Origin of the sequence: Chloroflexus sp. (genome assembly GCF_034434295.1) — a bacterium.
Taxonomy (GTDB): domain Bacteria; phylum Chloroflexota; class Chloroflexia; order Chloroflexales; family Chloroflexaceae; genus Chloroflexus.
In genome coordinates this window covers 21,456-36,555 of sequence record NZ_DAOTZQ010000075.1, presented here as the reverse complement: position 1 = coordinate 36,555, position 15,100 = coordinate 21,456, and the positions used below count along the sequence as shown (strand labels likewise).

Genomic DNA, 15,100 nt, shown 5'->3' with positions numbered 1-15,100 from the left:
ATACCGTACTCCTTCCATTGTCACTGGGTTGTCGAGTGTTTCCAGTTCCACTATCAGGATAGATGGCAATTGTGAAGATATCGTGAAGAGATAGTGGAAACTTTACGGATGGATACCGACATCTTATTCACCTGCCCGGGCAAGAAAGCTCTCGGCGAGTACGGTATCAAGTCGTTCGAGCAGAACGGTAAGTGCTGCCCGGTCAAAGGTGAGCGGCGGGCGAATTTTCAACACGTTATCGTAAGGGCCTTCGGTACCGATCAAAATGCGTTCAGCGCGGAGGCGCTCTTTGATATAGGATGCCGCTGTTGTAGCCGGGGCGCACGTAGTGCGGTTACTGACCAGTTCCACGCCGATGAATAGTCCCATCCCCCGCACATCACCAATGATTGGGTAGCGCTGCTGAAGTTCGCGCAAGCCGGCCAGCAGGTCGTTGCCGATGTGGGCTGCATTGGCCATTAAGCCCTCTTCGTCAATGATCCGCAGTACTTCGCGCCCCACCGCACACGAGAGCGTGCTGCCACCAAACGTCGAGAAGAATTCTATCCCGTTGTCAAACGCATGGGCAATCTCAGCAGTTGTGATAACGGCGCCGATAGGGTGACCATTGCCGAGCGGTTTGCCCAGGACAACGATGTCGGGAATCACGTCCTGGGTCGTGAATGCCCAGTAGTGCGTGCCCAGCCGCCCCAGGCCGGTCTGCACTTCGTCGGCGATACAGACACCGCCGGCAGCGCGGACCCGGCGGTAGACGGCTGCCAGATAGCCGGGTGGTGGAATGATCTGTCCGGCGACACTGGGGAAGGTCTCGGCGATGAAGCCGGCCAGACGCCGACCGCGGGCGACGATGCGTTCGATAGCCTGCTCCACCTCTGCCGCATACCGTTCGCCATCGGTGCCGTAAGGGCCACGGTAGGGGTCGGGGGCCATTACCACTTCGACCCAATCCGGTTTGCCGCTGCCGGCGGGGTGATTGAATTTGTAAGCCGAGATGTCGATAGCACCGGTGGTGTGGCCGTGATAGCCGTGATCAATTGTAATCATATCACGCGCCCCGGTGAAGGTACGGGCAAGGCGGAGCGCCAGTTCATTGGCTTCGGAACCAGAATTGACAAAGAAGCAGACGCTCAGCGGTGGGGGTAATTTAGCCAGCAGCTCGTGGGCAAACGCAATCTGGGCCGGATGCAGGTAGCGGGTATTGGTATTGATCATCCGAAGCTGATGCGCTGCGACTGCTTGAATCCGGGGGTGGGCATGGCCGACGTGGGGCACATTGTTGTAGGCGTCGAGGTAGGTTTTACCCCAATCATCAAACAGGTAGTGGCGCCAGCCGCGCACGAGTGTGCAGGGCATCGCATAGCTAAGGCGCAGATTGCCGGCAAAATGACGTCGCCGCTCCTGGAGCAGACCGGTCGTGTCGATTGGTTGATACGCAACTTGTTCATCGGCGAGATTGAGGAGTGGCGCCGGATTTGGGCATACCGCCCGCCACCATTCCCATTCGTCAGGTGATGCCACACCGGGCCAGCGCCCCTCCAGCGCCCACAGATCGAGGATGAGTTGCAGGTGAAGATGCGGCTGCCAGCCACCGTTGGTTGCAGCGTCACCCAGGGCGGCGAAGGGTTGCCCAGCGGCCATTGCATCACCGATGTGCAGATGATCCAGGCTTTTCGGGTCGAGATGCGCATAGAGCGTGTAGAAGTGGTCGCCATCTGGAGTCTGGTGTTCGAGGACGACCATACCACCAAAATCGAGTGGCGCGGTGAAGCGTTCAACGGCTACCACCATCCCGGGCAAGGGCGCGTACACGGGTGTCCCGGACGGGGCGAAGAGATCAACACCGAGATGTACCGTCCGCCGTTCGGCCAGGGGATGGTTCGCCGCGAAGAACGCCGGTTCGGTATAGATCAGCCGTGGCTCAGCATAGCGACCAATGTGAACAGTAGGAGGTGTTGGTTCGCTCAGTCGCCTCGCTTCAGCAGCGGTGAGGGCAAAGGGGTCTTGCGGCAGCGGCTGCTCGGCGACAGCCAGACTCACCACCGGAGCGTTCGTCAGATCGCAACCGAGCACAGGCGCAAAATGACCACGCGCCGCCGCCAGCCACGACTGCACGCGGGTTGCGGCAGAGCTGAACGGCATCCCACAGGCGACACGCAGCCGAGCCGCAACCAGCTCTGGATCGGTTGTCGCTGTAGCCGCGAGTAGACGCCAGGCCGGTGCTTCGGAAATGGTGATGTAGGGATCGTCCGGCCGCCGTTGTTGCATCAATGCCGAATTCACAACGCTTACCGCCAGTCGTGCGCGTAGCAGTGGCCAGAGCAAATCAAGCTCGGTGGTAGTCAATGGCCAGACGGCGTGATAGCCCTTCACCAGATCACTCAAACAGCGCAGGGGGTTAGGCTGATCGAGCAGGGCATAAGCGGCGGCAATAGCGAGTTCGCAGATACGTGGCGCCGCACACAGATCACCGAAGTCGAGGATACCGCTAATGCTGACAACACCTTTGGGCGAAGCCGACACGAGCAGATTGTAGTCGTTGAGATCGTTGTGGATGGCGGTGTGAGGCAACGAGCACAGCGTGGACTTCATGCTGACGTAGTCGTGCAGTGCTGCCGCAGCAAGCTGGCATCGGTCGGAATCGGCAATAACGGCTATCTGATCAAGTGCCCATTCCGCTTGCAGGAGATTCCACTTGAGCGGACGATACATGGCCGGGTGAGTAAACGTCATCAGTGCCTGATCGAGTTGGGCTGCCCGTCGTCCCAGATCGGTGCGCAACGCGGCTGTATGCGGTCGAAAGGTCGCATATACCTCACCAGGGAGAGCAGTAATCAGCCAGATCAGCCGATCATTGGCGACAACATATGCCGCGCCGGTATGGGTACGTACAAGACGCGGCACCGGCAGCTCGGGGGCTACCGTGGCAAGGCGTTCAAGCGCCGCACATTGCAGTTCAACCAGCGCCGGATCGCAATCCGGTCGCATCACCTTGAGCACGTATTGGGTTGCGTGGTCCGTCGTGACGAGCAGGTTGAGGTCGTATTCGCCGGGTAATGGCGTGAGTGTGCCGTGAATGTGGTAATGATGGGCAAGCAAATCTGACCACGACATACGGGTATACTCCATGCAATTCGTAGCCAGATTGTAGCACAGGTAAGGGTAGCTATTGCACTTTGCCCGGCACGGTGGGGAGTGGGGAGGAGCGTGCTCTGTACCATGCTTGCCCACCTTCCTGGGAGCTGGGAGCGCGAGCCTCTGACTCGCATGACCTCACACACCAGATGACGGAACGCACAGCGCTGTGCGTTCCGTCGCTCATTGAAGCGAAAAATGCGGTTTGTACTACCTCATCACCAGCGGAATGTACACCTTGTAGGTGTAAGGTGACGGTTCGGTCGTTGGCATGGCCGTTGGGGTGGCGGTCGCCGTCGCCGTTGGCGTGGCGGTCGCCGTTGCCGTCGCGGTGGCCGTTGCCGTCGCCGTCGGGGTCGCCGTCGCCGTTGCCGTCGCCGTTGCCGTCGCCGTCGGCACAAAATTGGCTGTCAGGACGCGGTTACTCGTGGCAACGAAGCTGTAGCTGGCGGTTGTTGCAACGACGGTTGTCCCTTCTGTCCAGTTTACAAAGGTATAGCCGCTAGCCGGGGTTGCATTCACGGTGACGGTTGCGCCGTGCAGATAGGTGCCACCACCGGTCACTGTCCCGCTACCGGTTGGGTCAGCCTGAACGGTGATCTGGTACTGTGGCCGGGCATCGACGTGGATGGCGAATGCATCTTGCGCGGCCAGGGTATAGTTGACGATCTGACCACTGGCGTTGACCTCAATCAATGCACTGGCCGGCGCCGGTGTGCTGGTACCGGGTAGGACACAGTTCCCGCCCTGGAAGTCGTACTTTGTGACGTCACAGTAGAAGCCGGCAGGCAGGCCGGTCTGGTAGGTTGTTGGTGCGGCCACCGATCCGTTGTTGATGGCGACAAAGCCCTTGTTGCCACGCCCAAAGGCAATATGGTTGGTTGGTGTTCCGCCAATATTCTGCCAGTTCGTTACCGGCTCGCCCTGTGTGGTCTGGCGGAACTGCACCATATTGGCAATTGCCGGATAGCGGTGTTCGCAAACCCACTTACCGAGATCGCCACCGGTCACCGGATTCGGGTACGTACCGGCACAGTTGGCCGGATATTCGCCTGCACTTTGCCCGACGCCGTAGACCGGACGGGTATCGGCACCTAGCCCCGGTCCCCAGGTTGTACCACCATCATTGCTACTCGGCGGGCCGAGGCTGTCTCCAGCATTGCTGCTGGGGTTGGTTGTCCAGTAATAACTGGACATGACAGACGGGTGGCCGTAGGGGTAGGCCAGCGTGAAGATATTGGCCAGTACGTGTGCCCGACCATCGCGATGGTCAACGACACAGCCACCACCGGGGCCGTGCCCGCGCTGGTTGTCGTGGTTGTCAACGAAAATCTGGGCGAAGCGCGAGGGCAGCAGGTTCGTGGTGAAGTTTTGCAGATTGCTGAGCGATCCACCACAATTGAAGGTGTTCCCGATCACGCTAATACTGTAGGCAAACTCGGTGACGTCACCGTAAGGCGTGTATTCCCAGTCGCGTATCCGCTCATTGGGCTCCATGTCAATAACTTCACTGAAGATGTACGGACGACCACCGCCGGGGAGAGTCAGGCCATCGAGAATGGCACCGACCTCGTGTGCCGCCATGTGCTTTGCAGCATCAATGCGGAAACCTTTGACACCGGCATTGAGCAGGGCTTGCAGGTAGGCACGCAGCTTCGTCTGCACAGTGCTCTTGCCGGTATCGAGGTCTGGCAGGCCGGCCAACTGACAATACTGAACCTGATTACGATCACTATAATCGCTAATCAAACAATCAGCGTGAAAATCATCGGGCAGGTATTGCGTTCCGTAAAATCGTGAGCCTGCCGGTTGCGACTGGTAGGTGGTACCGGCGGTACCGGTTGGTGGTGTGCCGACCTGAATGTCAGCCATGTGGTTGATCACCGCATCGACAATGACAGCAACCCCGGCGGCATTGCAAGCGTTCACCATCTGCTGGAACTCGGCCCAGGTACCGCTACGGCTGGTGAAGCGCGTGGTGTCGTGGGAAACCGGTTGATACCGTGCCCACCAGGGGAAGTCGTTGGCCGGATTGCCACCCAGATCGGCGGTTGGCACAATATGCTCGTTCGGTGGCGAGACCTGTACACCAGTGTAGCCTTTTTGAGCGAGGAAGGTGCATTCCTTTGCCACATCACTCCAGCGCCATTCAAAGAGGTGAACGAAGACGCCACCGTTTGGTTCGAGCGCACTATCTGCATTGGGAATGATCGTGATCAGGCCATCGCGCTGGTCATCATCGGCTGGATTACCGTTAATGTTGTAGCTGTCTACTTTCCACTTCGGTCCTTCGCCCGGCTTCTTGCAGTAGGTGGTAAAGCCATACGTTCCTGGTGCCAGCGCTTCCAGCGTCGCCTTGGGAATGGTCGCCCGATACTCGTCGTTATTCCCAACGTCGGTATTGTAGGTCATCGGCAGATCAGTCCACGGTTGACCGTAGCGCCCCCAATGCAGGTAACATTCGATCCCCGCACCCTGGCCCGTCCCTGGTGTCACCCCTGCTTCGTAGACCTGCACGAAGACATCGAATCCGGCCGGAGCGAAATTGTTCTCATTGATTGCGTGGGCAACACCACCGCGTGGGTACATCAACCCGACCCAGTCGATGGTGCTCGGCGGCTCCATCGGCTGGGTCGAAACGAAGACGACCGTCGTGCGCGCCGGGATGGTAAAGGTGTCGGTCGCGTCGTTGAATGTCGCAGTCGCGATCACCGGATCGTCATCGATACCATTGGTGTGCAGTGGATGCAGGACAAATCCGTTCGCATTGGTAATGGTGATCGATTGTGCGATCTTGTTGGCGTTGAAGAAGACCAGTATGTTCTCCCAATTCGGGTCGAGATCAGGCGTGACCTGATCAGAGAGCCGCATTACCAGCAAGGCATCGCGACTGTTGTCAGTGTTGTAGTGCGAAACGCGGGCATTCACGTCAGCTTCGCTGGTCAGGCGGAAGAGTGGCGAACTCATTCGCAGCCGCAATGTCTCACGCAGATGCGCCGCCGCCGCATTCATATCGGCAGTAGTGGGATCGAGAGCCGTGTTGTTGAGCAACGGGGTCATAATGCCCCAACGTGAACTATTATCCCAGGCCGGCGGCAGCCCACGCCCGAAGTTGTTCGCGCTGCGATCCCAGTAGACGCGGTTAAACCAATCGCCCGAATCGTAACTGTTGCGGTCGAGCGATTTCGAGCGCAGGATGTCCTGCCCCATATGGAAGAAGGGAATCCCCTGGGCCAGACCGATCAGGCTCACTCCCATATTCTGGCTGCGCACCCGATCACTCATTGTGATGGTGGGAATGCTACTGCCGATCCAGCCCGGATTGCCGCTACCGTCGCCGTTGGGCAACTTGAAGACGTTCTGGTCGAAGAGGGTCTCGTTATCGTGTTTTTCAACGTAGTTAATGGCCTCTTGCGGATCGTCGGTGAAGGGATTGCCCTGCCCGTTCCAATCGGTACCGCTGCCGCGCAACGCTGAACGTAGCGTGTCCATGGTAGCGTGCAGATCGCTCTGGAAGCGGTTGGGGTAGTTGTACCCGTTCCAATCGTAGCTCAGACCGTTGATAAAACCCTGGCGACGAATACCAACCGGGTCGGTGCTATAACCACCATGCGCAGCATCGCGAATGACATCGTTGAAGACACCGATACCGCTGCCGGTCATGTTGTGCTTGTGCGCATAACAATGCGGACAAACGGTTAGCCCTTTGTCTTTTGCCGAACCGAAATCCCAGCCTTCACCGTACAGGTAGATCGTGCTGCCATCAACGCCATGGGTGGAGAGGTTCAATGCCTGCACTGCTGATCGCACATTGAGCATGTTCTGGCGGGTGTGCAGGTTCATCAGATCGAAACGGAAGCCATCGATCTTGTACGCAGTCGCGAAGCGCACGACCGTATCGATCATGAGCTTCTCCATCATGGCATACTCAGTGGCGGTGTCGGCACAGCACGACGACTGGTAAAGCGTGCCATTGGTGTCGTAGCGATAGTAGTAGCCGGGAACGATCTTGTCGAGTACCGATTTATCATCTTGCCCGCTGGCGGCAGTGTGATTGTAGACCACATCCATCACCACGCGCAGGCCGTTCTGGTTAAGGGTTTGCACCAGCTCACGAAACTCGCGGATGCGCGTCACGCCATCCGGATCGCTACTGTACGCACCTTCGGGAACACCGTAGTGGTATGGATCATAGCCCCAATTAAAACTATCGGTTTGCCGGGTCGCACCAACTGCCGCCTGGGGATTGCTTGAAGCCCGGTCGGTCGCCGGGTTGAACGAGATGGTGGGTTCGCTACGCTCAGCAGGATTCTCGATCACCGAGGCGATATCGAAGGTTGGCAACAGATGAATATGGGTCAGACCGGCCTGCCGCAGTTGCAACAGATGGTTCATCCCGTCAGAGAGAGTTGGATTCGGGTGAGGGCCGGCACCATCGTAGGTAAACGCCCGATACGTGCCCCGATCAGCAGCAGCGACAGAGCTATCGTTGGCACTGAAATCCCGGATATGCACCTCGTAGATCACGATGTCTTCAGGGTTAGCCAGTGCCGGCTTGCTCAGTGTATCCCAACCGGTCGGTTTGAGATCGGCATCGTTGAGATTGACAAACTGACTCCGCACATCATTGGCGGCGGCGCCATCTTGCGAGAGACTGACGGCGTAGGGGTCGGTGACCAGGTTCGTGACCACTGCATCGAGTGTCGGAACGTAGACCTCGACCGCGAAGAGATAAAACTGACGATCCCAACTGGCATCACCGATGACACTCCAGACACCACTCGTCGGGTCGAGCGTCATCGGGTGATCGGTGTAGGTCGTCGTCGTGGAGCTGGCAAAACGGCGTAGGGTAACCGTTTTCGCCGTCGGCGCCCATAGCCGAACCGTGGGAATGGCACCGCTGTAGCTCACACCCAGGGTTTGGGCTGTCGCGTTAGCTGCGTAGAGATCATCAAGTACTCCCTGAATCTGCACACGAGTGGCATCAATCCGATTCCCACTGCCGTCGTAGGCGGCAACGATCAACTGCCCGCGCAACAGATGCCGGGCAGCGTCGGCGGTCAGACTGGTCAGCAGGCGGGTGAGACCGGTTGCATTTGGATTCTTGATGTAACCGCTTACTGTTCCGCTAGCTGTCAGAGGCAGATAACACGGCGTGGCCGGGGTAGGCAGCGTACACAACGTCGTTTCGGCAGCAGTTGTCATCCCACCGTCAGGATCGTACAGCAAGCGAAAACTGTTGGCTGCACCACCGTTCCAGGCTATCGTTGCCAGATCGAGCCAGAGTGCCCGACTCTGCGCGGGAGTAATAGCGCTCGTACCACTACTCACCGTGTAACTATAATTGCTCCCGCCGTTCGTATCGGCGTTAATCGTCATAAGATCGGCATCAGCGCCGGCAATACTGCTCGTATTTGCCGAACTGAAGACATAATAACTGACCGTCGTGCCGGAAGATTGGGCCGGTATCGTAGCGCTATACGAACTGCCGCTGCCGGTCATCTGAACAACTGTTGAAGCGCTCCAGTTACCATTGACGGCATAGCGCAGCCAGAAGGATTGTTGAGCAGGTGGCGTACTGCTAGTCGTCACCGTAACGGTCACCGCCTGACCGGCAGTTGGTGCCGTCGGCGAACGACTCACCCCGCTGATCGTAGCCGGAGCAGCGTCGAGTTGAAAGACCACGCCGTTCGTATTACCGTCCCACTTGAAGACGTATACGCTGTTATTAATGTGGGCAAATCTAAGATTACGCTCATTATAGCCGCCAGGGCTGAGACCAGTGAAGATCGTACCGAATGTAATCGTATTCGGCGCATCTTTCCCGTACCATTGTTCGGTGTCTTTGAAGAACTTGAACTGAACTTGCGAGAGACTACTGTCATTAACCGGATTACTTACGTACACATAGGTTCCGCCCAGGCTGGACGACATTAGGAGAGGATTCCATGAACTGAAGTTTCCTCTGACGGCTTCGCCAGCAGCGAGGACTGGGGGCGGTAACAGGGTGACGAACAACCCGAAGACAATGAGGAGGGCAAGAAGTGTTCGCTGGCTACGATGATACACGGCACGACCTCTCTAGTGCAACTGAGCAATGTGACTTCGTTGGCGCTTGAGTTATTGGTGGAAACCGGTATCACTATACCATAATTTAATTTTTTATGCAATAGTATTGTTAGCAACGAAATAAAAACAACCGGTATGCGGAACGTGCCCTTGCCGTATCCCCCTCACCCCCTGGCCCTCGCGTTGCTCCCACCGGGGGCAAGGCGCAGAAGAATGAATTTCGGTCGTGCGCCGCAACACCGCCGCCTCCAGCGAGAGCAGGCTCCTGCGCTCTGCGAGATCAGGGATGGGCAGAAAGGCTAACGCAAATTTGACCGAATCAGGAAGCACTAGCGCAAACCCCAGTCACCCCTCTCCCGCGTAGCGTGTGCTATGCATTACCCACATGTCACGCTGCGTTAGGCCGGGCTGTAAGTGCTCCCCGTGGTGGCTCCCCGTGGCGCTGGCTTCCAGCCCGCGTGTAGGCATCATCTCCACCGCTGTCAGGTGCTGGCCCCGCCGGCAGGCTCCCAGCCTGCCCCACGGTCTGATACACCGTCTATCACCGCTAGCACCGCGACCATCCACTTCCCATTCGTGACGTGAGACCCACGTGACAGCGATGCAACGCGATAGTGCCCAGGATCGCACACAATGAGATAAGTTCGACTGATGAGCGAAGCGGTTGACAACCTGGTTATGGGTAATGCATAGCGCGAGAGAGGTGAGCGTAGAGGGTGCGATTACATCTGACATGGCACGCGGTGCAAGACATTCCCATCCACCGCATCCCTTGGATGGTCAGGTTAACGGTACAGGTACCGTCCGTAGGGGCGGGTTTAGAACCCGCCCCTACGGAACCCGCCTCGACACACCACCGGTACTAGCACGTTGTGGGGCCGGCTGCCGGCCTGCGTTCAGCCATCGCCATCATCAGGGGCACGTACCGGCACGGGAGTCCGCTGCAATCCGCGCCGGATCGTGAACGCGGCTGCTGCGGCAGCATGGCTGCCGCACTCCAAACTGTGCGACACGTGCATGACGAGCGGGTCAGGCAATCTATCCAGCACGTGCCGGCACAGCTTGAGCGGCACCCTGCCACCGGGCCGGTCGCTCAAACCAGCACTCATAGCGATTATACCCGCTGACACGCACGTGGTTAACACCAGTTGTGGGTAATGCATAGCGCGTAGCGGAAGAGGGATCAGGGGTAAGGGCATTTCTGAGAGGTTTCAGCCGGTAGCTGCAATCGTGGTCACGAGGGTATGTGTTGCACCCGCAGCACGTAGTGCCGCTGCAATGACTGGTGCCTGATCGGGGGTAGTGAGTGCCAGCATCACCCCACCCCAACCAGCACCGGCCAGTTTAGCACCCAGCGCACCGGCAGAACGAGCGGCGGTGGTCAGGCGATCAAGTTCCGCCGATGACACCCCAATGTCGCGGAGCAATTCGTGATTGGTGTTGAGTAACGTTCCCAATGTCCCCGCATCTCCTTCGGCAAGGGCAGTTCGTGCAGCAACGACCAGCCTTGCTACCTGGTCGAATAATGCTTCATAGCGAGCAGGATCGGCTTGCCAACGCTCGCGTACAGCACCAACCGGTAAGCGCGTGGGGCTACGCACACCGGTATCACCGACCACCAGGGTCAGGGGAGTGCTAATGACAATCGGCTCGATGAGTGGTGGTTGATCAGGACGACGTTGAAACCAGATAGGCTGTTCAAACGCAACAACGGTATTGTCAATGCCACTCGGCGTGCCGTGATATGCACGTTCACTCTCGTAGACGATGGCAGAAATCTCTGCCGGTGGTAGCGTTTGACCACCGTATGCCAGCAACTCTCGCACAATTGCCGTGGCAATTGCGGCGCCACTGCCCATCCCACTGGCAATTGGGATGGCAGAGCGAATCGTGATTTCGACATCCGCCGGTAGCCCAAAACGTTCAACGACGGTGATGACCAGTCTACTGAGCGGATCGGCGGGCTGTTCGGCCACGCGCCACCTGCCACCGAGATCAGGCGCATGGATCATCGGCCCATTCCCGGCAGGAGATGGCGCTACGGTAGCCGTGGAGCGAATATCGGCCAGTGGCAGAGCAATCGCCGGACGGCCATAGACGACGGCGTGTTCGCCACAGAGGATCAGTTTCGCCGGTGCCGTTGCCATCGCTTAGCTGCGGATTGTAGCGCCCAATTCCCGTTCGAGACTGGAAATGATCTTCTTGCGAATCTTCGCCAGTGTCTCGTCGAGAAGGGTGCGGTCGGGAGCCCGGAAGGTCAGGTGATAGGTAAGACTGCGCTTGCCTTCACCAACTTGTGGCCCACTGTACCGGTCGAAGAGGATCAGGCTCTCCAGGTATTCGCCGGCACTACGCTGTATAACGCTCCGAATCTGGGCTTCGGACACCGTTTCGTCGGCAACAATGGAGAGGTCCTGCGTACTGGCCGGGAAGCGCGAAATTGGCCGGTAGACCGCCTGTCCGGCCTGGACGAACAGGGTTTCCAGATCAATCTCGGCCAGCACGATGCGCGGTACCGCCACCTCAAGCCGGGCACGTACCTGTGGATGGGCTTCGCCAAGCACACCAACGACCTGCTGCTCAACCGCCCGTCCACGCCCATCACGTTGCGTAGTGAGCACGAGCGTCGCTGAACGACCGGGGTGGAAGCGCTCGTCGTCGGTGAGCGGCGCAAAGCTTAGCCGATCGGACAGTCCCAGGCGTTCGCCAAGCAGCTCGACAATCCCTTTGACATCGTAGAAATCGAGCCAGTCGCGGTCGGTGCTCAACCAGCTCTCTGGCTGGCGAGGACCGGCGAGAGCGATTGCCAGACGCCTGGGCTCGTCGGGTAGCCAGCGATCATTCTGGCCGGGTTGGGCAAGTGGGAGATACACCCGCCCGATCTCGAAGACTGTCGAGCGTTCGCGTTCGCGGAGGTTCATCGCCAGTGCTGCGGCAATTGAAGGGAGCAGCGAGCGGCGCAGGTAGACATGCTCTGGTGTGCTGGGATTGCTCAGCTTGAGGTAGCGATCAGCGATCGCTTCAGATGGGTGGACCCTGGCAACCAGCTCCATGTCGATCAACGAATAGGTAATCAATTCAGTCAGACCGGCGCCGGCCATCAGATCACGAACCTGATCCTCAAGCTCGATAGTGCGCTGGGTCGCCGGTGGCGGCAGCTCGTCGGCCAGTCGGGTGTTCGGGATGCGGTCATAACCGTAGATGCGAGCAATCTCCTCGCACAGGTCAGCCGTCATGGTCACATCTTGCCGAAATGAAGGCACCTTCACGCGCACTGTCGGTTCAGCCGCCAGCATAGCAAAATCACCGACCGTTGCACTTCCCACCACCGTACACTCAAAGCCAAGACGGCTGAGCATGTCGGCAATGGTATGGCTATCGAGGTGAATGCCGAGGAGCCGACGCACTTCGGACGGAGGTAAATCAATCGTCACCGACTGCCACGGACGTGAGTAGACATCGATGAAATCGGCGGCAATGGTGGCACCGGCGTAGAGACGCATCAGTTCGAGACAGCGACGCAGCGCGATGGGGGGCAACTCGTAATCTACCCCACGTTCAAAGCGGCGTGATGCCTCACTGGGCAGCTTCAGGCCACGGGCAGTACGTCGGATCTGTACCGGTTCCCAGATCGCCGCTTCCAGCAAAACATTGGTCGTTGCTTCGCTCACCTCTGAACTTGCACCACCCATCACACCTGCCACCGCCAGCGGCCCGGTCTCATCGCAAACCAGTAAGGGCGGATGGGTTAGACCACTCTCGGCACCGGGGGTTAAATCACGGTCACGGTTGTCAAGCGTGGTCAGGCGTTCGCCGGGCTGGGCCAGCCGTACAATCAAATGACGATTGGCAACCCGATCAGCGTCGAAGGCGTGGGTTGGTTGACCCCACTCCAGCATCACATAGTTGGAAATGTCAACAATATTGTTAATCGGGCGCATCCCGGCATTGAACAGCCGACGCTGCATCCAAAAGGGCGACGGACCGATCTTGACACCTTCTGCCAGCCCAACCATAAAGCGCGGACAGAGATCGGGGGTCAGCACCGTCACCGCAGCCCGCCCAATCAGCGAAGGACCGGTTGCCTCAACCTGTGGTTCGGGGATATGCAGTGGCGCACCAGTGAGAGCGGCGACTTCGCGGGCCACACCAACGATAGAAAGACAACGGGCGAAATTAGGAGTGAGATCAATTTCAAGCACTACTTCGCCTAGATAATCGCGTAACGGCATTCCGACCGGTGCGTCCTCTGGCAGAATCAGAATACCTTCGTGATCCTCACTCAGGCCCAACTCTTTCTCAGAACAGAGCATGGCATCGCTCATCACGCCACGTACCGGGCGGCCCTTGAGTTTTGTAATCACCCACCCTTCAGCGTGACCATCGTACAACTGCGCACCTTCGCGAGCGAATACCGCCTTGAGCGGATGGGTTAAACGCCCCTGATCACGGTACGGGAACAGATTGGGGGCACCGGTCACCACCGTATGGGGCTGTGCGGCACCGTAATCAACGTCGGCCAGCACCAGGCGATCTGCGTTCGGATGCGAACGAACCTCCAGGACGTTTGCCACCACGATCAGTTCAGGGTCCCAGGGCAGAGGGGCACCTTCAACGCCGATACGATGAATCTGAGCCACCTCCATACCGCCAAAGGTCAGGCGACGGGCCAGTTCCTCGACCGGCAGATCAATTGTTACAAATTCTCGCAACCACGACAGTGGAACTCTCATATACTCCTCGGTGTAGCAATCTGGCTGCTGCGATTGTAGCCATGGCCCGGCGGCCTGTCAAGAGTGAGCACCGGTGACCCGATAGGTTCCATCACCCTGCTTGGACACAACACACCGTGTGACCACGTATTGCGCCGATTATCTACTGGTGGCAGGGATGAGAAACCTGCTTCTGGCCCAGCTATGCACAAAGCCTTGCGGGAGAGTGATGGGAAGTCAGGCAAAGTGGCGAACGTACTGCACCTGGCAGTGTGCATGTGAAAAGTACGATTTCCGCACTCCGAACCACTCGACACTATCTGCCATGTTACAAACCCGCCATACCATCGCAACGTGTGGATCAAACCACTAAGCATGATACAATACTGCGTGTGTCCGCGCAGATTAGACGAGAAGACCATGACCCAACCTGAACCGAATCAAACCCCTCTCCCCCAGGTACCAGCACGTACCGCGCCCCCGACCACTCAATCGCGCAGTTGTCTGAGTCGGCTGTTCGGATTCATCGGCTGGTTATTCACCTTAGTCCTAGCGGTGGGACTGGCACTGGTTGTTGCAGGTGGCATTCTCTACTGGGCAGGTGTCGATCTGACCACACCACAGCAAATTCGCGAGGCCAATACGGGCGTACAGACGCTCCAGGCACTTACAACCAGTCAGGCGGAGACTATTGGTCAACTTCAAACTGCTCAGGCCCAGACCCTGAGCGATCTGAACGGTGCGCGTGAGCGGATCGATGAACTGGAAGTACAGGCTGATGCTCTGACGACAGCGGCAACAGCCCAGGTTGGTCAGGCGGCTACTGCGATAGCGCTAGGCCGGGCATTGCAAACAGCGGTTGCTGAAGCGGTTGTCCTGCAAGATCAGTTGCAAGAAGAGCGCGTCCTGGTCGCAGTCGTTGCAACTGTCCAGGCACAGCAGAATGAGCGCATTCGTGAGGTTGAGCTACGGAGTGAACGCCTGATCCGATTTCTGAATCGACTGAGCGATATTGCCGGCGACACAGCGGAGGATGTTACAACACCTACGCCATTTGTGACTCCAACCGTTTCGCCGACGCCAACCAGTACAGTACAGGCAACACCAACGCCGTAACATCAACTCTTGCGCAACAGTGTACATCGTTCAGGTGCCGTATCTGTGTTGGAGTACCTTCAAACGTGCCA

General features: G+C 58.2%; 5 protein-coding genes. 1 reads left to right on the top strand and 4 read right to left on the bottom strand.

Annotated elements, in window-relative coordinates; translation table 11 throughout:
- Positions 1-123: 123 nt before the first annotated feature.
- The 4 genes from VAE57_RS11030 to pheT form a co-directional block, all read right to left on the bottom strand.
- A complete protein-coding gene (locus VAE57_RS11030; RefSeq protein WP_322821932.1) occupies positions 124-3,126 on the bottom strand; it encodes an aminotransferase class III-fold pyridoxal phosphate-dependent enzyme in 3,003 nt (1,000 codons plus the stop codon).
- A 216-nt stretch (positions 3,127-3,342) separates the two neighbouring features.
- Positions 3,343-9,066: a pullulanase-type alpha-1,6-glucosidase gene (pulA, locus tag VAE57_RS11025; RefSeq protein WP_322821931.1), complete on the bottom strand. Its 5,724-nt coding sequence runs from the start codon at positions 9,064-9,066 to the stop codon at positions 3,343-3,345.
- A 1,346-nt stretch (positions 9,067-10,412) separates the two neighbouring features.
- Positions 10,413-11,348: a mevalonate kinase gene (mvk, locus tag VAE57_RS11020; RefSeq protein ID WP_322821930.1), complete on the bottom strand. Its 936-nt coding sequence runs from the start codon at positions 11,346-11,348 to the stop codon at positions 10,413-10,415.
- A gap of 3 nt (positions 11,349-11,351) precedes the next feature.
- The gene (gene pheT, locus VAE57_RS11015) at positions 11,352-13,934 is read right to left on the bottom strand and encodes a phenylalanine--tRNA ligase subunit beta (RefSeq protein WP_322821929.1); all 2,583 of its coding nucleotides are present in this window, start codon (positions 13,932-13,934) and stop codon (positions 11,352-11,354) included.
- A 399-nt stretch (positions 13,935-14,333) separates the two neighbouring features.
- Between pheT and VAE57_RS11010 the strand changes: the two genes are divergently transcribed.
- Complete coding sequence (locus tag VAE57_RS11010; protein WP_322821928.1) at positions 14,334-15,029, top strand: hypothetical protein; 696 nt, start codon at positions 14,334-14,336, stop codon at positions 15,027-15,029.
- Positions 15,030-15,100: the final 71 nt, after the last annotated feature.